At 45.4% G+C, this 24,337-nt stretch carries 22 protein-coding genes; 4 read left to right on the top strand and 18 right to left on the bottom strand.

Features of this window, described 5'->3' with window-relative positions:
• Positions 1–16 precede the first annotated feature (16 nt).
• The 3 genes from rplI to AOA56_RS05930 all read right to left on the bottom strand — a co-directional run bounded on the left by rplI (position 17) and on the right by AOA56_RS05930 (position 3,270).
• A complete protein-coding gene (gene rplI, locus AOA56_RS05940) occupies positions 17–469 on the bottom strand; it encodes a 50S ribosomal protein L9 (RefSeq protein WP_024731690.1) in 453 nt (150 codons plus the stop codon).
• Positions 466–2,526: a DHH family phosphoesterase gene (locus AOA56_RS05935; protein WP_024731689.1), complete on the bottom strand. Its 2,061-nt coding sequence runs from the start codon at positions 2,524–2,526 to the stop codon at positions 466–468. The genes rplI and AOA56_RS05935 overlap by 4 nt, the downstream gene beginning before the upstream one ends.
• A 96-nt stretch (positions 2,527–2,622) precedes the next feature.
• Complete coding sequence (locus AOA56_RS05930; RefSeq protein WP_024731688.1) at positions 2,623–3,270, bottom strand: hypothetical protein; 648 nt, start codon at positions 3,268–3,270, stop codon at positions 2,623–2,625.
• 162 nt (positions 3,271–3,432) lie between these two features.
• Between AOA56_RS05930 and AOA56_RS05925 the strand changes: the two genes are divergently transcribed.
• Complete coding sequence (locus AOA56_RS05925; RefSeq protein ID WP_053769166.1) at positions 3,433–4,080, top strand: YesL family protein; 648 nt, start codon at positions 3,433–3,435, stop codon at positions 4,078–4,080.
• 85 nt (positions 4,081–4,165) lie between these two features.
• Here the strand turns inward: AOA56_RS05925 and AOA56_RS05920 are convergent, their stop codons facing one another.
• Both AOA56_RS05920 and AOA56_RS05915 read right to left on the bottom strand, forming a co-directional pair.
• Positions 4,166–4,855 carry a site-2 protease family protein gene (locus AOA56_RS05920; RefSeq protein ID WP_053769165.1) on the bottom strand — a complete coding sequence of 230 codons (690 nt, stop codon included), beginning with the start codon at positions 4,853–4,855 and terminating at the stop codon, positions 4,166–4,168.
• A gap of 300 nt (positions 4,856–5,155) precedes the next feature.
• Positions 5,156–5,947 (bottom strand): helix-turn-helix domain-containing protein, encoded by a 792-nt coding sequence (locus AOA56_RS05915; RefSeq protein WP_048620633.1) that lies wholly within the window; start codon positions 5,945–5,947, stop codon positions 5,156–5,158.
• A 304-nt stretch (positions 5,948–6,251) separates the two neighbouring features.
• On the opposite strand from AOA56_RS05915, the gene AOA56_RS05910 reads away from it, so the two are divergent.
• Complete coding sequence (locus AOA56_RS05910) at positions 6,252–7,103, top strand: magnesium transporter CorA family protein (protein WP_053769164.1); 852 nt, start codon at positions 6,252–6,254, stop codon at positions 7,101–7,103.
• 90 nt (positions 7,104–7,193) lie between these two features.
• Here AOA56_RS05910 and AOA56_RS05905 read toward each other — a convergent pair whose 3' ends face one another.
• Genes AOA56_RS05905 through AOA56_RS05895 form a run of 3 tightly spaced genes read right to left on the bottom strand, consistent with a single transcriptional unit; the run spans position 7,194 to position 9,798 of the window.
• Positions 7,194–8,195 carry an ABC transporter ATP-binding protein gene (locus AOA56_RS05905; protein ID WP_053769163.1) on the bottom strand — a complete coding sequence of 334 codons (1,002 nt, stop codon included), beginning with the start codon at positions 8,193–8,195 and terminating at the stop codon, positions 7,194–7,196.
• Between the two features lie 15 nt (positions 8,196–8,210).
• Positions 8,211–9,002 carry an ABC transporter permease gene (locus AOA56_RS05900; protein ID WP_053769162.1) on the bottom strand — a complete coding sequence of 264 codons (792 nt, stop codon included), beginning with the start codon at positions 9,000–9,002 and terminating at the stop codon, positions 8,211–8,213.
• A gap of 4 nt (positions 9,003–9,006) precedes the next feature.
• Positions 9,007–9,798 carry an ABC transporter permease gene (locus tag AOA56_RS05895; RefSeq protein WP_053769161.1) on the bottom strand — a complete coding sequence of 264 codons (792 nt, stop codon included), beginning with the start codon at positions 9,796–9,798 and terminating at the stop codon, positions 9,007–9,009.
• Positions 9,799–9,864: 66 nt separating this feature from the next.
• On the opposite strand from AOA56_RS05895, the gene AOA56_RS05890 reads away from it, so the two are divergent.
• Entirely contained in the window at positions 9,865–10,140 is a 276-nt protein-coding gene (locus AOA56_RS05890) for a helix-turn-helix domain-containing protein (protein WP_053769160.1), read from the top strand.
• An 85-nt stretch (positions 10,141–10,225) separates the two neighbouring features.
• Here AOA56_RS05890 and AOA56_RS05885 read toward each other — a convergent pair whose 3' ends face one another.
• Both AOA56_RS05885 and AOA56_RS05880 read right to left on the bottom strand, forming a co-directional pair.
• Positions 10,226–11,356: an aldo/keto reductase gene (locus AOA56_RS05885; protein WP_053769159.1), complete on the bottom strand. Its 1,131-nt coding sequence runs from the start codon at positions 11,354–11,356 to the stop codon at positions 10,226–10,228.
• A 126-nt stretch (positions 11,357–11,482) separates the two neighbouring features.
• Complete coding sequence (locus tag AOA56_RS05880; protein WP_053769158.1) at positions 11,483–13,705, bottom strand: beta-L-arabinofuranosidase domain-containing protein; 2,223 nt, start codon at positions 13,703–13,705, stop codon at positions 11,483–11,485.
• A gap of 98 nt (positions 13,706–13,803) precedes the next feature.
• Here AOA56_RS05880 and AOA56_RS05875 point away from each other — a divergent pair, with 98 nt between their 5' ends.
• Complete coding sequence (locus AOA56_RS05875) at positions 13,804–14,490, top strand: YesL family protein (protein WP_053769157.1); 687 nt, start codon at positions 13,804–13,806, stop codon at positions 14,488–14,490.
• On the opposite strand, the gene AOA56_RS05870 is transcribed toward AOA56_RS05875, so the two are convergent.
• The 8 genes from AOA56_RS05870 to AOA56_RS05835 form a co-directional block, all read right to left on the bottom strand.
• The gene (locus AOA56_RS05870; protein WP_024731674.1) at positions 14,487–15,899 is read right to left on the bottom strand and encodes a DUF4340 domain-containing protein; all 1,413 of its coding nucleotides are present in this window, start codon (positions 15,897–15,899) and stop codon (positions 14,487–14,489) included. The two genes, AOA56_RS05875 and AOA56_RS05870, sit on opposite strands and share 4 nt — an antisense overlap.
• A gap of 11 nt (positions 15,900–15,910) precedes the next feature.
• On the bottom strand, positions 15,911–17,332 hold the full coding sequence (locus AOA56_RS05865) for a GldG family protein (RefSeq protein WP_053769156.1): 1,422 nt from the start codon (positions 17,330–17,332) through the stop codon (positions 15,911–15,913).
• 16 nt (positions 17,333–17,348) lie between these two features.
• Complete coding sequence (locus AOA56_RS05860; RefSeq protein ID WP_053769155.1) at positions 17,349–18,056, bottom strand: ABC-2 transporter permease; 708 nt, start codon at positions 18,054–18,056, stop codon at positions 17,349–17,351.
• The gene (locus AOA56_RS05855) at positions 18,053–18,997 is read right to left on the bottom strand and encodes an ABC transporter ATP-binding protein (protein ID WP_024731671.1); all 945 of its coding nucleotides are present in this window, start codon (positions 18,995–18,997) and stop codon (positions 18,053–18,055) included. Before AOA56_RS05855 ends, AOA56_RS05860 begins: the two co-directional genes overlap by 4 nt.
• A gap of 10 nt (positions 18,998–19,007) precedes the next feature.
• A complete protein-coding gene (locus AOA56_RS05850) occupies positions 19,008–19,841 on the bottom strand; it encodes a carbohydrate ABC transporter permease (protein ID WP_048620624.1) in 834 nt (277 codons plus the stop codon).
• Between the two features lie 14 nt (positions 19,842–19,855).
• Positions 19,856–20,758, bottom strand: a complete 903-nt coding sequence (locus AOA56_RS05845; protein ID WP_082349878.1) for a carbohydrate ABC transporter permease — start codon at positions 20,756–20,758, stop codon at positions 19,856–19,858.
• 124 nt (positions 20,759–20,882) lie between these two features.
• Positions 20,883–22,229, bottom strand: coding sequence for an ABC transporter substrate-binding protein (locus AOA56_RS05840; RefSeq protein WP_024731669.1), 1,347 nt, complete (start codon positions 22,227–22,229; stop codon positions 20,883–20,885).
• Positions 22,230–22,291: 62 nt separating this feature from the next.
• On the bottom strand, positions 22,292–24,265 hold the full coding sequence (locus AOA56_RS05835) for a glycoside hydrolase family 31 protein (RefSeq protein WP_242843438.1): 1,974 nt from the start codon (positions 24,263–24,265) through the stop codon (positions 22,292–22,294).
• Positions 24,266–24,337: the final 72 nt, after the last annotated feature.

Genomic DNA, 24,337 nt, shown 5'->3' with positions numbered 1-24,337 from the left:
TGCTTTTGGCAGAATCCTATGCTTCCTGCACAGAGACTTTCAGCTCTGCCGTCACCTTTGTGTGAAGCCGTACCTGGATCAAATGCATTCCCAGAGATTTCACAGGCTCTTTCATCTGAATCTTCTTCTTATCAATATCATATCCGAGCTGCTCCTTTACCGCAGCCGCAATCTCCTTGGAAGAAATAGAACCAAATGTTCTTCCGCCCTCCCCGGTCTTCATCTTCAAAATGACCTTCTTATCCTCTGCTTCGATCTCCGCTTTTAGAGCCTGCGCCGCCTCAAGCTGCTCCTGTGCGATCTTTGCGTCATTCGCCTTCTGGAGCTTGAGATCATTTAAGTTCTTCCCTGTCGCTTCTACCCCTTGGTTTTTCTTCAGAAGGACGTTTCTTGCGTAGCCGTCTCTGACCTCTACGATCTCCCCCTTCTTTCCAAGCGACTTGATATCTTGTAGTAAAATTACTTTCATACTGTGATGTCTCCTCCTTCAATCATATCGTCAATGATCTGTTTGAGCGTTTCAATATCGCCCTCCAGATCCGTATTTTCAAACTGAGCGCCGGCACTGTTAATGTGCCCGCCTCCCCCGATCCGCTCCATAATGATCTGTACGTTGATCTCATCGATGGAACGTGCGCTTACATATACTTTCCCGTGGTACTCAGTCAGGACAAACGCTGCCTTCACCTGACTGATATTCAACAGCTCATTAGAAGCCTGCGCTCCCACGATTGTCGGACTCTCGATGTCCTCCTCCGCACCTCTTGCGATAATGAAGCAGTCGCGGTAAATCTCCGCCCGCCCGATAATAGCTGCCTTCGCCCGGTACGCCTCCAGGTCATCCCGGAAGATCTTGTGTACATGGGTAACGTCCGCGCCGTTTCTCCTCAGGAATGCCGCCGCCTCAAAGGTACGGACTCCGGTACGGTTCGTAAAGTTGTTTGTATCAATCATAATTCCGGCATAAATGCAGTTTGCCTCAATCGGGTCCAGCCTGATATCGTCTGAAATGTACTGTAATACTTCCGCTACCATCTCACATGTGGAAGACGCGTACGGCTCCACATAGGAAAGCACTGCATTTTCGATCGCCTTACTGCCCTGCCTGTGATGGTCAAGCACCGCAATCGTCTTTACCATACCAAGCAGCTCCTCGCACTCAGTAATCGGTGGTTTGTTAACGTCCACCACGACCACCATCGTATTGTCATCCACAAGCCGAAGCGCCTCCTGGGAATCTACAAACATATCCTCCGGATAATGGTCGTTTTCCTTAAACTCATTATAGAGCGGCTTCAAAGAAGCGGTGATATCATTGATCACGATATGCGCCTTCTTCTCCATGCTTGCCGCGATCTTGTAGATGCCGATAGCGGCCCCGAAAGAATCGGAATCGCCAAGCTTATGCCCCATAATCAGTACCTGATCCTTAGCGATCATAAATTCACGCAGTGCCTCGGCCTTGACTCTCGCCTTGACCCGCGTATTCTTGGATGTCTGCTCCCGCTTGCCTCCGTAATACTTGATGCCGTCCTGGTTTTTGATGACCGCCTGATCACCTCCCCTTGCAAGCGCAAGGTCGATCGCCACACGGGCATAATCATAGCTCTGTCCGTACGTCTCCTCGCTGAATCCAAGCCCGATACTTAATGTCGCCGGAATCTTGTTGCCGACGCTGATTTCCTTTACATCGTCCAGGATGGAAAAATGATCCTCCTCCATCTTATGGAAATAAAAATTTTTAACAATGATAAAGTAGCGGTCTTTCTCCAGCTTCTTAACAATTCCGTCCATCCTCGCCACATACTGGTTGATCTTCCTGTCAATCAGCGCAATCAGAAGCGACTGCCTGACCTCCTCAACACTTTCGATGACCTCGTCGTAGTTGTCAATATAGATCAGTCCGGCCACCAGCTTCTGATCCTCAACTTCCGCCACTGCCTGGTTCAGATCCGTGACGTCATTCATATAGAGGGTGATAAAGTACTCTTTCCCCTCCGGTATCTCAAGGACAGGCTCCTTCTGGCTGAATCCTGTCACCGGAACCTTACACAGATCCACGCTGTAGTCCCGGCCCATGTAGGAAACCTCAAGCCTCTGTCCTTCCTTTTCCTCTTTCGGAAACACACTTCGATTCAGCTCTGGGATGTATTTGCTCAGGTACGTGTCCGGTCTGAATCCCGGCCCGATCGCCTCCGCAAACTGGCTGTTACCCCAAAGTATCTTTCCATCGTCCATCAGAATCGCGTATGGTATGGCCAATTCCCGCAGCAGGATATCCTGCACACCGCTGTACTGCGTCGCAAACTCCACCAGCTCCGCAAAAATCAGGGAGCGGTTGTTCACATACAGAATGAATGCGATAATCGCATAGATGATGACAAATATGCTCATCAAGAACCCTGCGCTCTGATCCACCATGTAGATCCAGATATTCATGGCAATCAGAAGAATCGTCATAACCACCGGCCATTGCATATACAACTTCAACTGGCCTTTAAAATGAATCGTTCCTTTTTTGTTCATCTCTACGTCCTCAAATCCATAAAGTTGCAAGGTCTATTATATCACTTTTCAGGCGTTTTTGAAAGCAGTTTATCTGTTTTGAGCTGTAAGCCCCTGTCAGGAGGCTTTCGTAAGCAGCATTTCAATAAACTCTGCCGCCTGTTTCTCGTTCTGTGCATTACTCATTACGCAGACGTAAGCCGGCTCATAGACCACTCCGACTTCCTGTGCCATGTAATCGCTTCCCTCCAGGATCAAGGCGTCTCCCTGTACTTTACCACTCGCAAGAGCCTCCTCTGAAAGCAGATCCTCCAAGTTTAAAAAGCTGTTCTGATCCGCATATGCTTTGTAAACTTCTTCCGGGCAGATCAGGATGTCTACCGCCTCGGCCCCAATCAGGGTGGAAAGAGCAATATTGCTGTTATAGTCGTCCGTCGACCCGCTTAAATTAGCGTTGATCTTGACGGCCTCATTCTTCTTTCCTGTCCCCAGAAGCTCCAGAATCTCCTTTTCCAGTCCGGTTCTGTCCGTGCTTTCTCCTCCCAAAATTGTGAGGTTTAACAGTACTTTCTGGGTAATCCCATGATACATCTGCACTCCGACGACGATCAGCACCACGATCACCACCGGAATCAGCAGATATACTTTATAGTACATCCACAGATACTCCAGTTTCTCCTTTAGCGTCATTTGGCTCATCTTTTCGGCTTCAAATTTTCGCTTTTCCTTGCCGCTCATCTGACGCTCGTATTTTCTGTCCAACATGATGTTTCCTCCTGTCGTTGTATTCTATTATTATGATAAATATTCGTCAATATGGCAAGTGAATTTTTTGTGTATCCATCCTCTTTTATTGATTTTTACCTTGTTTTTCGCTATACTGTCTCTTGATGATCCGTACTTCGGATCGTACGAAGGAGGTTAATTATGAATCGTTTATTTAGTCTGGACAATCCTTTTATGCAGTTTCTCTCAAAGGTCTGTGATCTTTTGATTTTGAATGTGATCTTTATTTTAAGCTGCATTCCTTTCATTACGATCGGAGCCTCTCTGGCGGCCCTCAATTCGATTTCCTTAAAGCTTGTGCGCCGCGAGGATCCGTACATTGTCAAAGGCTTTTTCAAGGCATTTGCGTCAAATTTTAAGCAAGGCACTGTCGTGTGGCTGATCAGTGTTGCGCTGTTTTTCTTTTTCCGCTATGATTATATGATCGCTTCCTCCATGAAAGGGGATCTCTTTTTCGTTGTCCGGCTTCTTCTTCTGATGATTATACTCGTGCTGGCGGCTGCCTTTTTGTACGTGTTCCCGATTATCGCCCATTATGTCTGTACGACCAGACAGGCAATCCGCAATGCGTTTCTGATGTGCATGGGACATCTGCCATACACACTCATTATGTTTGTATATTTTGGGATTATTGGATTTTTGCTTTTCTTTTCCACAAAGACATTCGGCTTTGTCATTGCCATCAGTATGATCTGCGGATTTTCCATTACCGCATACATCTGCAATATTTGTTTCAGCCGGATTTTCAAGAAATATGACCCGGAAGAAGAATCGGATCCAGCCGAATAGCGCAAAAAATGACAGAAAAGAATACCACAAAAACAGCAGGTCTCCGTCAGTGTGACAGAGATCTGCTGTTTTGGTTTTATTTTTATTAAAGGATGGTCCCCCCGCCCTGAGACTGCATTTGCACGCCAAATCCAAGGACCTTTTCCACAATCTCCCACATGCCTCCAAGAATCGTACTATTAGCCATTGTAAGCGGACGGCTGAGTACCCCGCTTGCAAGAAGGAGAAGCAGAATCCAGGTTCGGTAAGGCCTGATCCTCATATAGAAATACTCCACTCGCGGCACAAGCTGCTCCAGGACATTGGATCCGTCCAGCGGCGGAAATGGAATCAGGTTGAAAACACCAAGTCCCGTATTCATCACCGCCGAATAATAACAGAGCAGATAGAGTGTCTGCATCAGCTCAGAAGTAGCGTTTCCGAAACGGAGAATCAGTCCGCTTCCCAGTATCGAAAGAAAGGCAAGGATAAAATTCATCACCGGACCCGCCAAAGAGACAAGAATGATTCCCTTCCTCCGGTCCCGGTAATACCTGGTGTTGATCCGTACCGGCTTCGCCCAGCCCATATGAAAAAAGAGGAGGCAGAGCGTCCCGATAAGATCCAGATGCCGAAACGGATTGAGGCTCATGCGCCCATCCACCCTCGGAGTCGGGTCACCCAGACGCTCCGACATCCACCCGTGAGCAAATTCGTGAGCCGTGATGGCGATTAGAAGCACCGGTGCCATATATACTATGTACCGTAATTGTTGCAGATAATAGTTAAGATACATCGATCATATTCCTCCAGCATTACATATATTCTATGATTCTAGCACATATGACACATTTTTCAACCCGAGGAAAATGAAAATTTTCTAAAGCTTTTGCAACTACAAACCCTTTCATGTAATTTTTATATCCGTATTCTTTTCTTATTAACTCTGTCGTTTATCTTCCTGATGATTTCCGTCCTTATTTTGGGAACCCGGTCGCATGTAAGAAGTCCATTCGTCTCCTGCTCCACATCAGCAAGCTGAGTATAGCAGAACCCTGCTATACTATCTGAAGCACAAATGGCATCCAGAAGCTTTTTACCACATGGTGAAAAGTCTTTGAATAACAGACCAGGTTTTTGGAAATTCACCAAGGATCATTTTTTTCACAATCGCAGGATTCATATCGGAAAAGTTGGAATCTTGTAAGAGCAGCTCTTTCACACCATGTACACTATTTCCAATCGCAATATGTGCGTGAGCGTAATTTCCAAGTGCGATCTTGTTGGCAACCGCACAATTACCAAGAGAATACACTCCCACAGCAAGATTACCAAATGCAATCACACCAACGCAGATATTCCCTCCCGCCACAAGACCTACAGACAAAGCTCCCAGGGAAATCAACCCAAGACTTACCGCCCCAAAAGAGAACAGGCCTGCCGATGCCACTCCAAGAGAAAGAAGACCTCTTGCTACAATACCGATACTAAGGATCCCCTTTGCTTTGCAGCCAATCGCTAACACTCCTTTTGCCGTCGTCATCTTAAAATTCATCCGTCCACCCATCCGTGTGCCTTGAAAACAGATATGATAAAGAGGCAGCCCCAACAGAGTATGCCGACTCTTCTTCTCAAATTTCCACGGTTTCACTTCCTGATAATAAATCACTTTTTCTTCTTTATCATTTTCCACCTGGTCTTTCAGCAGATAGTCACAGGAAACATCAAACAACTTGCTCATCAACAAAATTTTATCCACATCCGGCTTGGAAACCCCAAGTTCCCATTTCGAGACCGCCTGTCTGCTGACCCCCATCTTCTCTGCAAATCCCTCCTGAGAGAGGCCCTCCTTCTTCCGAAGCATCTGAATTTTCTCTGATAATTCCATACCTGTATTATCCTGCCTTTCTTATTTTGTCTGCTTACATGTTAGCCGAAATCCAGAGATTTTTCCAGCAACCGGACACGGAACATTGTCAACCGGCAGTTGCAGTCTGCTGTTTTGCGGGGTTCCCCTCCCTCTCTTTACGTTTCTGTACTATTATAAAACCTTTCTGCCAAATCCACAACAAGATCTCCTTTCTGGTATTACTTTTCAAAAAATAGAATCTTTCATCATAGTATCTCTTTCCTTATTGTGCTAAAATCATGCTATCCTGAAAATGATAAGTCGATCGATCGGAGGTAGAAACATGCAGAGAGTTTTCTTATTTCAAAAAGAAGATAACGAGTTAGACGGAATCCATATTGACAATGTGGGAAAAAAGATTTTGAAGGAACATCTTCTTACACGCAAAACGGCTTCCTTTGAATGGTACCCGGATTTTGATTTATGCAGTTTTAACTGGTACGATATCAACAGCCCGGAAACCGATACAGAAAGAATTTTAATTTATTTCAGCAGAAAGGACTTGTTGGTCTATTGTGAAAATGCGGATACACAGGTTCGTATGACGAATTTTTTCGGAAGTGAAAACAAAAATACTGAACGGCAGCTCCATGATTTTCTCGTCGGACTGCTTGCATGCGATATGGATTATATTGACAATTATGAAGATCTTATTACTGATACAGAAGATATTGGTATCTCCTCACACAGCCAGGACTATATGTTGAAAATTCAGGAATATCGAAAAGAACTTCTACGATTGAAAAGATATTATACACAGCTCCAGGTAATTTGTGACGGACTCCTTGATAATGCAAACAATTTGATCTGCGAAGATGGGCTGATCCATTTCAATATCGTTCATAACCGGATAGACCGCTGCCATGCCGCGGTATTAAATTTACAGGACTATGTGATGCAGATGAGGGAGACATATCAGTCTCAGATTGACATTGAACAGAATGAACTGATGAAAGTGTTTACACTGATTACAACCTTATTTCTGCCGCTGTCTCTTATGGTAGGATGGTATGGAATGAATTTTCACAATATGCCGGAACTTTCTTCTCCATGGGGGTATCCCGTATTTATTATCGTAAGTATCGGGATCAGCTTAGGTTTGATTCTATATTTTAAAAAGAAAAAATGGTTTTAGGCAAACAGACGCAAAAATCTGTAACGCCCATAAAAGAAAGCCTGAAATCCGACAGCCTCCTTATAGCTGACGGTTCCAGGCTTTTTTCTTCTAGCCGGTCTGTCCATTATCCTTCTTTACAATATCCCGGATAATCGATTCGATATCCTGTCCATTGATAGATACATCCAAAATCCTGGATTTCTCCGCAACCCGGTTCATAATACTCATACTCTCATATTCTTCCGTGTTAAATTCCAGCACAAGTTCTGACTCCTGCGAATGTAAAATCCTCACTCCAGGCATCTCAAACTCTGTCACGCCTTTCCATGGATTCCGCTCTAGTTCTAACCGGATCTGTTTGCGTCTGTCAAAGTTTTTCCGGACGTTCTCAATGTGATCATCCACTACCAGTTTTCCATGATTAATCAGAATAATCCGATGACACAACGATTCGATATCCTGGAAATCGTGAGATGTTACAATGAATGTCGTCTTTCTTTCCTCATTCATCTGTTTAATGAATTTACGAATTCGGTATTTGGATTCACTGTCCAGTCCAATCGTCGGTTCATCGAGAAACACAATCTCCGGATCATGGAGAAACGCCGCCGCGATATTACACTTGATTTTCTGTCCAAGGGAAAGCTGCCGTTCCGGAGTACCAAGCAATCTCTCCATCTCCATCAGTTCCGTAAACTCTTCCAAGTTCCGCCGAAAACGTTCCTCGGGAATCTCGTAGAGTGTCTGGAGCAGTCGGTAGGACTCCATCACCGGCACATCCCACCAGAGGACAGAACGATTACCAAATACCACCCCAATCTTCTTATTAACTTTCATCCGGGCTTTCGTCGGCTCCATTCCATTCACAAGAACTTGTCCCTCTGTCGGTGTCAAAACGCCAGAAAGCATCTTAATAGTGGTGGATTTTCCACTTCCGTTCGGGCCTACATAGCCGACGGCCTCTCCTTTTGCAATCTGAAAGTTTATATCGTCTACCGCCCGAAATCTTTCATAGTCTGGATGAAACATGGACGCCAACTCCTTTACCATAGAACCCGGATCCCTTTTTCTTTTATATTCCTTTACAAGATGACTGACTTCTATCTGCATATCTTCTTCCTCCCCTTACGTTCCTGTACTATTATATCCCTTGAGCCCCATTCGCCAGAGTACTGATGCAATCACCACCGTCAGCACAGCCACACACGGCAGCAAAATCATCACCGGCATCCGTGTCTTCCCAAGAAGCCCCAGGACCGGGTAGTATGCCACAAACCCAAGCGGCAGGATATAGGTAAACAGTCCTTGAATCGCCGTCGGGAACACCTGAAGAGGATACTTGACAAATTCCCGGCAGGTCTGTACGAGAACCGCAATATCATCCCCCTGTACAATCCAAAAATTAAGGGTATTAAAAATCGTATAAATTCCAGAATTGATCATCGTACCGCAAATGATATATTCGATCAGCAATATGATTTCCCGCACGCCGATAGAAAGTCCGATTCCCCGGATAGACCAGACAAGGATCCCCACATACACAGCCATACTCAGGATAGCCTGAAAATGCATCACCTGGCCAAGCATCTGTATAAACGGGGATGCCGGACGAACCAAAAACGTATCCATCTCGCCCCTCCGAATCATCTTATCAATGGCCCAGACATTATCAAAAAAAGCCTGACCCATGGCTTCAATTACCGCACACATAGAAAACAAAAGACAGATCTCGTAAATCCCCCAGTCTCCCAGATGACCGGTCACCCCAGCCACTGCCAGAATCCCGACGAAACCACATGCTTCCCGGATAATCATGGAAATGAACCAGATCATTGTATCCGCCGGATACTGAGTCATACAAAGAAAGCCGATTCTCATATAGCGGAGCCAAAGTTTTGCATAATATTTCATTCTCATACCATCAGCCTCCCTGTACCACGACTTTTTTCATTGCAAAGCGGTAGAATGCCATCGCCCCGGTTCCAAGAAGAATCACCCACACGATCTGAAGTCCCAGAAAAGAAAACGCCTCCGTCGCTGTATATTTTCCAAGATAAATCTGAACCGGCACTGAAACCATCCCTGCAAACGGCATATAGTCTAATACTCTCGCCACCCCTTCCGGGAACAAAAAAAGCGGAACAATCCCTCCGGAAAGGATCGACATCAGCGCTGTTTTCGTATATCCAAGTCCATACGAGCTTAAAGTAAAGAATGACACCAGCCCCACCATGATCTCAATCCAGAACATCAGTCCAATGGAAATCAGTACACTGGTGAAAAACAGAATTAAATTCGCCGCGCTGTCCGGACCGATGCCGCCCAATATCAGGCTTGCGAGAATAGTAACCGGAATTCCTTTGAAAAGGAAAAAGAAAAGGAATTCCCCAACTCTTTTTCCAAAAAGTGTAAATACAAGTGGCACCGGCCTCAGAAGCTCTACGACGATATCTCCCCTCTGGACCCATTCAGCGAATTCCCGATTAATCCCACCGGAGAACTGGGAGGACAACAGCCTGGAAAGAATCACATACGTTGTGATCTGTGCGGCCGTAAACCCGTGCAGTTCATCCCTGGATTGAAAGACATATTTCCAGAGGAAATAGTAAATGAGGATCGAGACTGCTGTTCCAAAAATATTAAACCAGAAGGCTTTGATATATGCAAATTTTGTCTGAAATGTTATTTTTATCAGATAGCATAACTTTTTCATAAACCTTTTTCACTCCCTTTTCCTAGATCCTATCACTTTCACCGTTTCCTTTCCATAAATGAACATATGCGGATTCAGGATATTGCTGATTACCTTCACCTGAATTCCCACTATGTCACCGCCATCTTTAAGCAAAAGTATAATAAGACTCCGAAGCACTATCTGACCGAGATCCGGATTGAAAAGGCAAAAACTTACCTGATAGACACGGATTATTCGTTACAGATCATTGCAAATGCGGTGGGACTGGAAAATCCTTTTTCCTTTTCCCGGCTTTTTAAATCCATGACCGGATTCTCTCCATCGAAGTATAAGAAAGTATGTCCGAACTGGTTTGAGTAAAATATTCTCAACAATCTTGAGGGTTCCACATAACACGTGGCCCCACAAGACAATCCTTCCTGCGGGGCCCACTGTTCCTCTTCTCTTATGCTTTCAGTCTTGCGCTGAAATCGGACATCGCCTCGGAGATCTTGATCTGCTGTGGGCAGACCGCTTCACAACTTCTGCATCCGACGCATGCTGTCGGACGTTTCTCCTCCGGAAGAGTCCCCAGTACCATCGGCGCGATAAAGCCGCCTCCTGTAAAACTATGCTCATTGTACAGACTGATGAGCTTGGGAATATCAAGCCCTTTCGGGCAGTGGCTTACACAATAATGGCAGGCGGTACATGGAAGTGTGCCGTCCAGCATCGTTTTTGCCACGGACAAAAGACTGTCCATCTCTTCTTTGGAGAGCGGTTTTTCTGTCTCAAAGGTCCTGATATTCTCTTTCAGCTGCTCCATATTGGACATACCGGAAAGTGTTACCGTTACTTCCGGAATAGACTGAATAAATCGAAACGCCCAGGCCGGGATTTCCTCATCCGGGCGTATACTCTTTAAAGCCTTCTCATATTCTGCCTTCAGGGACGCAAGCTTTCCGCCCCGCACCGGCTCCATCACCCATACCGGAAGATGATACTCCTTCAGCAGTTCCACCTTTGATTTGGCGTCCTGAAACGTCCAGTCCAGATAATTAAGCTGAATCTGGCAAAACTCCATCCCTTCTCCGTAAGCGTCCAGAAAACGCTTCATCACATCATAATTTCCGTGTGCGGAAAAACCAAGGTGACGAATCCGTCCGTTTTCCTTTTGCTTCATCAGATAGTCATAGATTCCGTGGGATCGATCCAGATAAGCATCAATATTCATCTCACACACATTGTGGAAAAGATAGAAATCAAAGTAGTCTACCTGGCATTTCTCCAGTTGTTTTTCAAAGATCTCTTCCACTTTATCCATATTAGAAAGATCATATCCCGGGAATTTGGATGCCAGATAAAAGCTTTCTCTTGGATAGCCACTTAGAAGCTTTCCCATCACAAGCTCTGAATTTCCATTGTGGTAACCCCAGGCGGTATCGTAATAGTTGATCCCATGCTCCATCGCATAGGCAACCATCCCGCCCGCTGCCTTTTCATCGATCCGTGCGTCATCACCGTCCATCACCGGAAGCCGCATGGCCCCAAGTCCGAGAGCGGACAGTTTCAAGTCCTGAAACTCTTTGTAAATCATTGCACTACCTTCTTTCTTCCTATTCCATGTTACAGCCGGTCGTCTTCCGGCAATACATACTTTCTACTCTTTATTATAAATTGTCAGGAAGAATCCCGCAATGGCTTTCATCGTAAGCTTACCAGTCTACCGCTTAAAATATAAGTGTGCCGGTTCCAGGTCTACCTCCGGGAAGGGAACGAATTTCAGTCCCTTTGCCATAAAGTGAAATGGCTGCCCATCCGGCCGGAACTGATCCAAAGGCGGAAGCTCCAGGAATTCCCGGCTATCTGAAATCGCCGCCAAAAGATATGGTCCACAAGCCAGGTTTACCAAATGATCATTTTCCTCATTGGTTACGAGTCGTAGTCTGACAGGCAGTTCCAAACGGATTTCCTCACCCTTACGGCATGGAGAGAGCTGTACATATCCTTGATGCTGTTTCACTTTCTGTTCCATTTGGTTTCGGAATACACGTGCGTCTCTGCCCCAGAAAGGCAGATGAATCATCAAATTGCGCTCCATATCCTTCCCGCACCGAATCACAACACTTCCCTTTTCCATTTCCGTGGAAATCTCCAGATTTTCTTCTCCGGACAGCACCGAATCTACCATCAGATTCACATAGACATTTTCCTGATCCGAAGCATAAATATGTTCCATATAACGGAAACGGCTCTCCATTCCCGTCCCATGGCAGCATGTATTTTCATCTGTAGAATATTCCTTCCTTCCACCCGGACAAAGCGGCATGAAATACGTTGTTCCGCCGTCCACGGCATGACTGCTGCTGGCAAGAATATGGTTGCACAGTGTATTTTCATAGTAATCCATCCATCGTCCATCCGGATTGTACTCAAAAAGCTGCCCTGTCAAACGAAGCATATTGTAGCTGGCGCAGCTTTCCGCAGCCTTCTCGGTCAAGTAATCGCAGGTAGTTCCTGCCCGGTGAAACATCTCTGTTTCTCCTGTACCACCAATACAGTAAATATGTCCTTCGGTTACAATCTCCCAGAAATGACGACCCACATCAAAAAAGCTTTTTTTCCCGGTTGCCTCATAAAGATTCATGGCGCCGATCACCTGAGGGATATGCTGATTCGCATGCATATCTTCCAGGGTATCACAGTTTTCTTCCATCGGATAATACAGCTTTTCATTGTAAAACATCCGTGCCGCCTCGAGGTGTTCCGGTTTCTTTGTAATCTGATAAAGCTTTGCCATCGTTCCAGACATTCCTCCGAATTCCCCCGCGATATACATGGACCACATCTTTTCCCTTTGCTCCCGCGTAAGCCGCGAAAGACGTGCATAAACCCAGTCACCCAGCGGAGAAAGGATCTCCAGCGCCATATCCGCTTCGGCCAGAAGATAACAGTCTTCCAACCCAGCCATAATTTTGTCCAGCGTATAGTACGGCGCCCAGATTTCCGGATATTTCGTATATTGTTCAAGCAGGTCGAATTGTTCTTCGTCATATGCGCTTAGAAATCCCGGATGGATGCCTTTCTGCCCCTGAAACGCATCCTGACATTCTTTTAAGCCGGTTACCATCTCCCCGATCTTCTCACGGAAACGTGTATCCCCGGTCGCCGCATATGCCAGCGCAAGTCCGGAAAGATAATGTCCTGTCGTATGTCCTTTGAGCTTACAGCTTTCTTCATCCCACCCGGTCATCGGAGCCGCCCCACATGTGTCCAGTCCTGCTGCTTTTCGGAAATTATAAAGCATCTGCCCATCATCCACACCAAGCAGCCAGTCCAACATATATTGCTGATATTTCTGGTAGAGCGTCCCTTTCTTCAGGCGTACATCAGAAATAGGAAAGAACCTGATCTTCTTCTCTTCCCCTTTTTTCTTCTCTACGTGATCACGAAAGGTAATACGTGCCAGCGCTTTCTTTTCACTGTCCTCGATCTTTCCTTCTACTTCCACCATACCTTCCCTCTCCAAAATCTCAGCCTCTTCCCAGATGACCGGAACCGTCGTCTGACTTCCCTGTGCCGTATGAACAATCACGACTGACGGCAAGCGATAGGAATGTCCTGTCTCTGTCACCAGGGAAACGGGGCGGATTTCCGTCACGGTCTTCTCCTTCGCCTCCTGAAGTACCGTGACCGTAAACACTCTCTCCCCCGTACATTCCCCATACAAAGCTTTTACGGTCAATATCACCTTACGGTTGCCCATTCCATGCAAAGGACGGTGTACGGTTCCATCTTTTTCAATAAAACGGCTTTCCCCTGTATCCCAGGTAAAGGTCGATCCATATTTCCCTTCCAAAGGAAGTTTCAGATTTTCATCTACTGTATTTAAGTTTCCTATATAAATCGCATCCAGGTCTTTCTCAATGATTTGCTCTTTTTCCATCTGGTTTCTCCTTTTTTCTATCTTCTCCCTTTCCTGTTTGACATTTTCTTGCAATATGGTATACTGAATACAGTATACAATATACAGAAGGGAGGATTATGATGAATCATTTTTTTCATGTTAACGGTCCTGTATTTACTTTTTTATCGAAGTTCTGCGATGTACTGATCATCAGTATTCTTTGGACCCTTTTCTGTCTTCCGGTGGTGACCGTCGGTCCGGCTTGCGCCGCACTTTATCACACAGTTCATAAATCTCTGTTAAAGAGTGACGGCTATATACTGCCCACTTTCTGGAAATCTTTTTGTTCCAGCCTGAAACAAGGGATCCTACTGACCCTGTTATGTTTATTCATCAGTGTATTCTGTGTACTCAGTTATTTCTTTATTACCGCGGAAGGACAAAGTCAGATCTTTGTTATTCTCTACTTTGCGCTTCTCATTCTGGCAGCTTTCCTTCTTCTAGTACTTGTGATGTACAGCTTTCCGATCCTATCACGGTTTTATATGCGATTTTCCGTAATTTTTAAAACATCGGTCGCTCTGGCTATAACACGGATCGGCTTTACCTTGCTGCTTGCCGTCATTTTTCTTCTTTGTGCTGTGACAATGTTTGTCGCACCATTCACTCTTTTCTTTCTCCCTGCCTGTTATGCCATGGCGGCAGAACGTCTGATTGAACCAGGTTTTCAGAAAGTATTGAAAGCGAGCGCCTTGGCGGAGCACCCGTCAAAGTCTCCTGCCCCAGGCAATTCATCGGAAGATCCATCCGGCCAGAAATCCTAATATCTGGCCGTGATTTCTTCTCCTTCTGTCAATCTCTTCAGCGTTTCCAACATTGTCTCTACCTGAGAGGCAGATAAACGGAACCCCCGCTCTTTCTGATTGAGTTCTCCATAAATCTGCCGGGATCCTTCTTCGTAGCAGACCAGCACATCTTCCGTTCCGTCCTGATACCGGTATCGAATCCCTAAAAATTCTTTCATAGAAGATGTATCAGGAAATCCGTCAAATAACACTTCATCTGCTGACATACCTGCTAATGTATAGTAAAAGTTTCTAAAAGAATCCCCATCTGTCTTTGTTCCATCACAAGTAATCTGCTCCGTTTCTTCTCCCACATGTTCAAACCGGAATCTATGCGTCTTACCACCTTCCGTAATTACCAGTTCCTCAATCGTCTTGATATCCGGAGCTAATACCGTACGGCTCAGAAGGGTTTCCTCTGTGTATTCCAGCCACGGGAGATCTTCCTGACTACATAAGTAAATCACATCCGTATCTCCTGCCATCACATACACCTGACCGTTTTCCGGTCTGGACGCAGCAAGAGTAAAGGATCTCGTCTGATCAGCTCCATCCGTATACTCTACCTGGAGTGTTCTCCACGGACTGGAAAGCCCCATCTTTTCCTTTTCTTCCTCAGAAGGATGCACCGCCTCTACTGTTTTTGCTTCTACACCAAAAAGAACCGGAAACACATCACTTGTCACTTCCGCGTCGGCAGGATATGTAAATGGAGAGACAAGCTCGTACGAATTGACTGTATATCCGGCCAGTTCCTGACTTTTTGCATAGGCAAGTGTCAGATCATCTTCACTCTCTCTGGAAATGGTCATCCGTGTTACGAGTATGCTATTCTCTCCGTCCGTATCGTCCGGAGTCAATTTCTTTGATATCAGACCGTTTTCCCCGGAAAGTAATCCGTCTACCTTGCTGCTTTTGACCGTCCATACCTGATCCATCCAAAGGATGTATCGAGACGGGTCTTCCTGATCAGGTACCTCATCCCCGACAGAAATCTCAATTTTTTTTCCGTTCTCTCCGATCACTTCTGCCTGTGCCTTTGGAGTTATCAAACCAAAATCTGACAATCGTTCTTTTCCATCCGTCACCTTTTTTTCTGTCTTCATATTCTCCAGGTCATCCCGAATCCCATCTGCCAGCTTTGTATCGAAAGGCAGATCCTCCATTCCTTCCGCCTCTGCTTCATCATTCTCCCAACGGAGAATATATCCCCCTTGTTCATTTTCCACACGGATTTCCTGAATCCTCTCCTTCCCCTTCCATACGGAGGTTTCTGCTTTTTGATCTTCTTCTCCGGTCTCTTCCGGGTTTCCCAAAATAAACCAAATAGCTCCCAGAATCACCAGACAGACCCCGATGACTCCTGCTGTGATCCACTGTCTCTTCATCTTTCACTACCTTACCTGTGTCTTCTTCTCACCCATATCACAACTCCGGCCACTAAAATGACTGCCGGCAGTCCAGCCAGGAACATCCAACTATATGTTGTTGTTCGTGCCGCTGTCATCGTATGATTCGCCGCAGACAAATCCTTTTCCGGAATATGTAAGCTTGTCTCATTTCCTGTCAGTTGGTCAAATACCCCCAGAATATATCTTCCGTTCGCAAAGGTTGTTCCTGATACCAATGTTCCGTTAAAAGCCAGAGACGATCCGGAAAGCACTACATTCGATGTGGTTACTTCTGATCCGTAAAAATGATGTGCGGATTTCACCATTCCCTTAACGTCTCCGGTAATCATGTCCTCCGTAACTTTCTCCTGATCCAGCGTCACCTTTCCCGAGGACTCGGAGAAATCCAGAAGCACCTGGGTCTCATATCCGTCTTTTTCTTCAAACAAAACATCTACCGGACGACAAAGCGCCAAAACCGTAATATCCTTTTCTGACATTCCAGTCGCAAAATTTTTCTCCGCATACTGCGCTACCGGATAATAAATTTGATTATAATAAAGTCCGCTTCTGGCTTCAAACGCATAGCCTTCTTCCGCGTCAAGTCCCCATTCCTCCAGAAACGCTTCCAGATTCAACAGAGTCCCTGTATTCGGATCCAGGAAAACAAACAGATTCCTTCCCTGTTTTCCATCATTGTCAAGCCATGCTGATATTTTTCGAATACTGTCTTCTTCTAAATCGTTCTGCGGCGCAAACAGAATGGCCGCAGAAGCGTTATCATCCAGTTCTTCTGTTAAAAGTGATCGTCTTATTATCTCATATTGATTGCCTTCCAAAAGGGTCGTAAGACTGGAAGGTTCTGTATCTTGATACCCGTCCAGTACCATAATCCGGGTCTTCTCCTGTGATGTCACACTCATCAAAGCACCCGTTACCTTTTGTTCCACACGGGACGCTGTGATCGAACTTCCGGTCGTATCATAGTCATAAAGATCCTGAAATGAAAGGACTTCCTTCTGCTCTCCTGATTCCAGAATGATATCATATGCTCCCAGTTCCAGATCCGGGTACTTGGATACAAATGTCGGATTTTCCGTAATATCCACAAATTCCAAAGTAATCCGGTCTGAATTTCTTTCATATTCCAGTAAATTTTGGTATGCCTGTACTATGTAATAGCTTCCGGTCGCCATGTCTTCTTCATTTACAAGAACAGTAATCTTTACATCCTGATCTAACTTTTTGAGCCACGAAACACTCTGTTCTGAAATTGCGTACCTGTCGTTTGCCGTCAAATCAAACTTCAGACCAAACCGTTCTGTGGCCCGTTCCGCTACCCATACCAGAATGACTGCCAATAAAACGCCCAGAATTGTAACAAAGGCCGACCAGATTCCATACTTCCATCGATTCTTTTTTCTGTCCATGTCTCTCCTCCTTTTGTTACTGCCCACTCCATCTACGTCTTTCCAGAGTATGGACTGTTAAAAAGAAAAACAATGCCGCAAAACTGAAAAAGAGCATGAAATCGGAAAACTGAAAGATTCCCATGGTCAGATTATAGTAACGATCGTAAAATGAAATACTGTAAAGCAGTTCCTGCAAGGCAGGAAACGGTACTACCGCAGCAAGAGAATTCAGGGAAATGACTACCAGCATACATGCAAATCCTCCGATAGCAGCGATAATCTGGCTTTCCGTCTGGGCTGAAATAAACATACACAAAGCAATCCCCGCCATTCCCATTACAGAAAGTCCTGCCAGATTTCCCCAGAATATCGCCCAGTTGATTTCTGAAAAAGGTGCGAGAGCAAAAGCATGAAGAATTGTGACTCCGATTCCCATAAGAAATACAACAACTGCAGCCATGTATTTTCCGGCTACAATTCCTCCCAGGGAAACGGGAGCCGCAAACAGCATCTGATCTGTCTTCTGTTTTCTGTCTTCGCTCATCAGCCTCATTGTCAGCACCGGAGTAAGAAGCAGGGTTACCGTATATAAAAACGTAAATTCATAGCTCATTTCCGCCTGTCCGTTTAGAATCAGCACGCTGTATTCATAGCCGGCCAGACAATAAAACGCTGCCAGATAGACGTATCCCGCAGGCGCAATAAAATAAGACGCCATCTCTCTTAAAAATACCGCTTTCACTGTTTCCTCCCCTCCTTCTTCCCGGTCAGTTTAAGGAAAATATCCTCCAGGGACAAGTGTACTCCTGTGATCTCAGTAAGCAGCCACGGACTTTGTTTGATTTTAGCCGCAATCTTCCATCTTACGTCGGTCTCATCCTCTACTTGCAGTTCAAATGAACAGCTCCTCTTATCTTGGCAAAGAATACGGCTGACTTTCAATACACCCGGAACCTCTCGAAGCGCCTGTTCTACTTCCCTTTCCGGTCCGGCAATACAAACTTTTAATTTTTTTCCAGATAATGTTTCCTCCAGATGCTTCGGTGTATCATCAGCCAGAATCCTTCCTTTTTGGATTACGAGGACACGATCACATACCGCCTGAACTTCCGGCAGAATGTGAGAAGAAAAAATGACCGTATGTTTTTTGCCCAGTCGTGTAATCAGATTTCTGATTTCCAACATCTGTACCGGATCCAACCCGGAAGTCGGTTCATCCAGAATCAAAATTTTTGGTTCCCCGATCAATGCCTGAGCAATCCCGATCCTCTGCCGATACCCCTTGGACAGATTTTTGATTACCCTGTCATACACATCTGTAATATAGGCTGCTTTACATACATCCTCTATATGTTCTTTGTAAGGAAGACGGCATTTTTTCAGACGGTAAGCAAATTTTAAATACTCCTTTACCGTCATGTCTGGATACAGCGGAGGGTTCTCCGGGAGATATCCTAATTCCTTTTTCGCCTGAAGAGGCTCTTCTAAAATCTCATGCCCGTTCAGCCGTACTGTTCCCCCGGTGGAGGAAAGATTCCCCGTCATAATATTCATTGTTGTCGTTTTCCCCGCCCCGTTGGCTCCAAGAAGCCCCAGGATTTCTCCTTTATTCACATCAAAACTGATATGATCCAGAACCCTTTTGGATCCGTAGTTTTTCACAAGCTCTCTTACTTCAATCATTGTCTTACTTCTAGCCTTTCATTCCGCTCATGGCAATACCACGAACGATATATTTCTGACAGCATACAAACAGAATGATAATCGGAATCAAAGCTAAAATGGATCCCGCCATAATCAGGTCGTATCTGGATGTAAAGGAATTCCGGAATGAGGAAAGTCCCATCTGTACTGTAAATTTCGCATCTGTCGCAATGTAAATAATCGGTCCCATAAAGTCGTTGTAAGAACTTTGGAACTGGAACACCGTCAGAGTCGAAATGATCGGTTTACAAAGCGGCATAAAAATCTGCCACCAAATCCGGACATGGCTGCATCCGTCTACAATAGCCGCTTCTTCCAGTTCCTTCGGCAGCGTCATAAAGAACTGCCTTGTCAGGAAGATAGAAAACGGGGTCCCGAACATGGCCGGAACGATCAGTGGAACATAGGTGTCATAAAATCCCAAATCCCTGAACAGAAGAAACCGCGGAATCAATGTGATAACAAACGGTACCATCATCGCCGCCAGAAAACACATGAAGATCTTGTCTCTTCCCGGAAATCGAAGTCTTGCAAACGCATATCCGGCCAGGGAAGAAAAAATAACATTAAATAATGTACTTGGTACAGCAATCTTCATACTGTTCAGAAACATTGCCCAAAAGCTGATACTTCCACGGGACGCGGCCTCCGTAAAATTTTCCCATTTCCACTCGGTCGGGAAAAAGGTCGGCGGATAAGCGAACAGTTCCCTCTGACTTTTAAACGCGGAAACCACCATCCAGATAAACGGGAGGGCTACCAGCGCCGCCACGATAATCACAAGAATATAAACCAACATATTTTTTATTTTTTTGCTCGTCACGTCTTCGGCCTCCTCTATGCATCGTATTCCCGGTTGAAAAACTTATTCTGAATCAAAGTAATCGCCATAATAATGACAAACAGCACGGCTGCCATCGCACAGGCATATCCCATCTTATTGTACTCAAATGCGTTAGACCACAGATAGTAGGATACTGTATAAGTAGAATATCCCGGTCCTCCCTTGGTCATAATAAAGATTTCCGTATACATCTGGAACGCGTCAATCACTGCCGTCAGCATAACAAAATAAATAGAAGGCATGATCAACGGCAGTTTAATATAACGAAGCTTCTGGCACGGAGTAATACCATCCAACGCCGCCGCTTCATAAAGACTTTCGTCAATGCCCTGTAAAGCCGACAGAAAAATCAGCATATTGTATCCCGACCATTTCCAGGTTGACATAATTGCGATCGCTACCAAAGAATATTTTTCATCTGTCAGCCATCCGATCGGATCAATTCCGAAAATTCCCAGAATATAATTCAAGATACCGTAGTCTGTGTTGTAAATCCAAACCCACAAAAGCGCTACACATACAATCGGGCAAACCACCGGCAAATAATAAAATGTCCGGAAAAATCCCGATCCTTTGATCTTTCTGTCAAGCAGAAGGGCAAGAAGAAACGAGGTAATCACAGACATTGGGACATAGATGATAACCCATTTAAATGTGTTCACGAGAGACGTCCGGAACACCTCGTCTCCTATCAGTGTTTTATAGTTTTCAGTTCCGATAAATTTCGGATCCTCAAGCACATTCCAGTCAAAAAAACTGATGAAGAAAGACCGGAGAATCGGATAGTACATCAGAATCATCAAACTGATCAGTGGGAGAAGAATAAACAGATATCCTGTCAGCGCTTCTTTCCGTTTCAGCGTCATACCTCTCCTAACAGTCATATTATTTTTCATAGGCTCATATCTCCATTTCTCTAAACCGAACTTGCAAAGCTCTTTTTTCTGAAAGAGAAGGGCATCCCGGCTCCCCTGGATGCCCCGTTTTTCACCCTAAAAGGCTCTGTTTACGTAACAGTTTCTACTCTGTAAATACAGTAGAATTTGCCTGTTCGTCAATCAGTTTCACTGCTTCTTCCAGCGTTGTCTTTCCTTCAAACGCATCGGACAGACGGGCGGTGATAATATCGCTGTACTCAGACCATTTTCCTGTCTGACAAGCTTCAATCTGGGATTTGTTGCCCAGATATTCCGCGGAATTGATAAACGCGTCTGCTGATGGAGGAGTATTTACATAATCTTCATTTGCCATCAGATCAGAATAGACCGGAAGTGACAGTGCGGATTCCATAACAAGCCCAAGACCTTCATCACTCATCTGGAAAGAAAGCAGGTTGGCTGCCACGTCTTTGTTTTCACTGCTGTTTGCAATACATACCATGCTACAAATAAATGGACAGGTCCGTGTTGTCCCTTGCGGCATTTCTACAGCGTCCCATTCAAAATCACATTCTGTGCGGAATGACGGGATTACCCAGCGGCCGGATGGATACATCGCAACCTGTCCTGTAATAAACAACCGGTCTTCGCTGTCGCCTGTCGCAGATACAGATCCTGGAGACGGTGCGGATCCGGCCTGAACAAGATCGTACATCACACCAAGTCCCTCCATTGCTTCCGGGCTGGAAAGATTCGATTTCCCATCTGCAAACCAGTCTGCGTCATAGTTGCCCATCCAGTTGATCCAATCTGCACGATAATTGTTAATCGCGGTACCATAAACGGTTGTACGATCTCCGCTCTTCTGTGTCAGTTCTTCGGCAATCTTCTTGTAATCGTCTACCGTCCAGTCATTGGTCGGAACATCCACACCGGCTTCCTCAAACATATCAAGATTGAGATACATGACATAAGAAGTCCAGTCTTTCGGGAATGCTACCTGTTCCCCGTCGATGTTACCAAATTCGAGAACACCATCGATAATGTCCTCTGTCAACTGTGGGTACTCTTCGATCACGCTGTCCAGTTCTGAAAGCATACCTGCGTCTTTGTACTTTTTCACACCGGATTCTCCTACCCAGAACAGGTCAGGCAGATCGTCCGCTACCGCCAGAGTCTGAAGTTTTGTGTCATAGTCGGATGGTACATACATCTGCTCTACTTCTACGTCCGGCGCATACTGTTGGTAGGTGCTGAACACGTTCGCGTACATTTCTCTTTCGTAATCGTCTCCGGAGTGCATGTACGTTACCTTCCCACTTAGATCCGCTGCCTTTTTGGCGCCTTCCCAGTTGGTGTCTTCCGCGGATTTTGTCTCCTTTTTCTCTTTTGTGTCATCGCTTCCGGATCCACCGCATCCGGTTACAGATAACGCCATCGTCGCAGCCATGAGGAACGCCAGTGATTGTCTCAGTTTTTTCTTTTTCATATTGATTCTCCTTTCCTTGCTGGTGTTCTATCATCGGTGCCTGAGGCACAAATGATCCATCATTAATTGAAAATTTCCGGTTTGAGATTTGTTCCCTTTCTCAGAAACAGTGGGATTTTATCCAGAGGCGCTTCTACCGTAATCCAGTCTCCTCCTCCGTACTCTTTTCCTGTGGCGGCGTCAATCCAGCTTTCCCCTGCCGGCAAATACACCCGCCTCTCTCTCATTCCGTTTTCATAAACCGGACACACCATAATGTCCGGACCGAATAAGTACTGATCAAAAATTTCGTAGCAGATCTCCTCTTGGAAATCAAAAAACAATGGCTTCATTACTGGAATTCCTTTCTCAGAAGCTATTCTGAATTGTCTGGAGATATATGGTCTCAGTCGTTCGCGGATCATCACGTAATGTTCCATAATCGAATACGCTTCTTCACCATAACTCCATAGTTCGTTCGCTCCCCCAGAATAGCAAAATCCATCCATCGTTACCGGAGGCGATACCGGTCTGTCCTTTTTATCACGAAACCCGTGCATCCTGAATACTGGACAGAAAGCCCCAAACTGGAACCATCGGATCATACATTCCCTGTATTCCTCCGAATCCGGATCTCCCCCGTGGAACCCTCCAATATCGGTGGTCCACCATGGAATTCCACTGACAGCAACATGAAGTCCTGTCTTAATCTGTCTTCGAAGACTATCAAAATCCGCACAGATATCTCCGGACCAGAGTACAACCCCGAATCTCTGACTTCCTAAAAAGGCACAACGTATCAGATTCAATATCTCATTCTGCCCCTCTGACTTTTGTCCATCATAGAAGGTCTTTGCATAGTAGAATGGATATAAACTGCTTACTTCCATTCCGTTCCCAATCCAGTAACGTAGATTGTCATAATCGTATGGTCCGATTTCCGGTTCTGCTTCATCCAGCCAGAAGTTTTGAATTCCCAGACTGTAATAATGTTCTTTCACTTTCTTCCATACGAACTCGCGTGCGGATGGATTTGTAGAATCGTAGTAGGTCTCCGCTCCCCTGCAGTATACCAGTGCTCCCGGTCCACGCTCTGCACGGATCAGCATATTTTGCTCCCGCATCTCGAAATAATTCTCACTTCTTGGATCCACTGTTGGCCAAATAGAAACTAAAAGATGGATTCCCATCTCTGTAAGTTCTTTTACCATAGCGGCCGGGTCCGGCCAATACGCCTTATCGAACTTCCAATCACCTTGCTGCGGCCAGTGGAAGTAATCGCACACAATCATAGACAGCGGTATCCCTCTTTTTTCATATTCCTTTGCTACTGAAAGCAGTTCCTCCTGAGTTTCGTATCGGAGTTTTGACTGCCAGAGTCCGGTTGCCCACTCCGGAAATTCCGGGGCAAATCCTGTGAGACGACAATAGCGGTTTTCTATCTCCCCCGGATTGTCTCCCACGATTACCAGATAATCAATCTGTCTCGCCGCCTCTGCCACCCACCTGGTCTCAGATGTGCCAAATTCCACCCGTCCAATAGCCGGATTATTCCATACAAATCCATATCCTTTTGAAGAAAGGACGAAAGGAATCGTGCTCTTTGTATTCTGCTGACATAAATCCAAGGTGGCTCCTTTTAGATCAAATAAATCATGGGCTTCCTGCCCCAATCCAAAAAAGTGCTCTCCAGCTCTGGTACAGAAGTGCTGCTCCAAATGAAAAAGTCCTCCCGTTTTCCCCCTAAGGACCCTCGCTGGGGTATCTCTTTCCATTCTCCATAGCTCCGAGCAAAGCAGCTCTCCCTTCTGATTCCAGAATGAAATATGTCCTTGCCCTGTCACTTTGACCAGAAGATTACCATTTACCATTATGGTATCTGTCCCCTCTTTTTTGATGGTTGCCTCGCTCTCTTCCTTTGGAAGTAATGTCCAATCCAAATCCTGAATTTCATCAGCGGAAACCCGTACACGTACTATATGCTTTCCATACGGTTCAATCTGTACATGTTCTCCTTCATTCATCACTATGATTTTTGTCTTGATTGTCCTTACCATTCCCATCCTCCTGTCAGTCTGATTTTGAACCCATACCCCTGTTTTCACAGATTCGCAGAGCTATTTACTCTG

It is taken from the genome of Sellimonas intestinalis, from assembly GCF_001280875.1.
GTDB lineage: Bacteria > Bacillota > Clostridia > Lachnospirales > Lachnospiraceae > Sellimonas > Sellimonas intestinalis.
The sequence above is the reverse complement of the archived record's forward strand: the minus strand, read 5'-3'. Positions and strand labels throughout refer to the sequence as shown.

Excerpts from the sequence above, each read along its gene's own strand:
- AOA56_RS05845 (WP_082349878.1), bottom strand. The coding sequence starts at position 20,758 with ATGAAAAATAATATGACTGTTAGGAGAGGTATGACGCTGAAACGGAAA.
- AOA56_RS05855 (WP_024731671.1), bottom strand. The coding sequence starts at position 18,997 with ATGATTGAAGTAAGAGAGCTTGTGAAAAACTACGGATCCAAAAGGGTT.
- AOA56_RS05880 (WP_053769158.1), bottom strand. The coding sequence starts at position 13,705 with ATGGAAAAAGAGCAAATCATTGAGAAAGACCTGGATGCGATTTATATA.
- AOA56_RS05870 (WP_024731674.1), bottom strand. The coding sequence starts at position 15,899 with ATGAAGAGACAGTGGATCACAGCAGGAGTCATCGGGGTCTGTCTGGTG.
- AOA56_RS05905 (WP_053769163.1), bottom strand. The coding sequence starts at position 8,195 with ATGCAGATAGAAGTCAGTCATCTTGTAAAGGAATATAAAAGAAAAAGG.
- AOA56_RS05925 (WP_053769166.1), top strand. The coding sequence starts at position 3,433 with ATGAATCGTTTATTTAGTCTGGACAATCCTTTTATGCAGTTTCTCTCA.
- AOA56_RS05895 (WP_053769161.1), bottom strand. The coding sequence starts at position 9,798 with ATGAAAAAGTTATGCTATCTGATAAAAATAACATTTCAGACAAAATTT.
- AOA56_RS05865 (WP_053769156.1), bottom strand. The coding sequence starts at position 17,332 with ATGGACAGAAAAAAGAATCGATGGAAGTATGGAATCTGGTCGGCCTTT.
- rplI (WP_024731690.1), bottom strand. The coding sequence starts at position 469 with ATGAAAGTAATTTTACTACAAGATATCAAGTCGCTTGGAAAGAAGGGG.
- AOA56_RS05935 (WP_024731689.1), bottom strand. The coding sequence starts at position 2,526 with ATGAACAAAAAAGGAACGATTCATTTTAAAGGCCAGTTGAAGTTGTAT.
- AOA56_RS05890 (WP_053769160.1), top strand. The coding sequence starts at position 9,865 with ATGCGGATTCAGGATATTGCTGATTACCTTCACCTGAATTCCCACTAT.
- AOA56_RS05875 (WP_053769157.1), top strand. The coding sequence starts at position 13,804 with ATGATGAATCATTTTTTTCATGTTAACGGTCCTGTATTTACTTTTTTA.
- AOA56_RS05930 (WP_024731688.1), bottom strand. The coding sequence starts at position 3,270 with ATGTTGGACAGAAAATACGAGCGTCAGATGAGCGGCAAGGAAAAGCGA.
- AOA56_RS05885 (WP_053769159.1), bottom strand. The coding sequence starts at position 11,356 with ATGATTTACAAAGAGTTTCAGGACTTGAAACTGTCCGCTCTCGGACTT.
- AOA56_RS05915 (WP_048620633.1), bottom strand. The coding sequence starts at position 5,947 with ATGGAATTATCAGAGAAAATTCAGATGCTTCGGAAGAAGGAGGGCCTC.
- AOA56_RS05835 (WP_242843438.1), bottom strand. The coding sequence starts at position 24,265 with ATGGTAAGGACAATCAAGACAAAAATCATAGTGATGAATGAAGGAGAA.
- AOA56_RS05910 (WP_053769164.1), top strand. The coding sequence starts at position 6,252 with ATGCAGAGAGTTTTCTTATTTCAAAAAGAAGATAACGAGTTAGACGGA.
- AOA56_RS05920 (WP_053769165.1), bottom strand. The coding sequence starts at position 4,855 with ATGTATCTTAACTATTATCTGCAACAATTACGGTACATAGTATATATG.
- AOA56_RS05840 (WP_024731669.1), bottom strand. The coding sequence starts at position 22,229 with ATGAAAAAGAAAAAACTGAGACAATCACTGGCGTTCCTCATGGCTGCG.
- AOA56_RS05900 (WP_053769162.1), bottom strand. The coding sequence starts at position 9,002 with ATGAGAATGAAATATTATGCAAAACTTTGGCTCCGCTATATGAGAATC.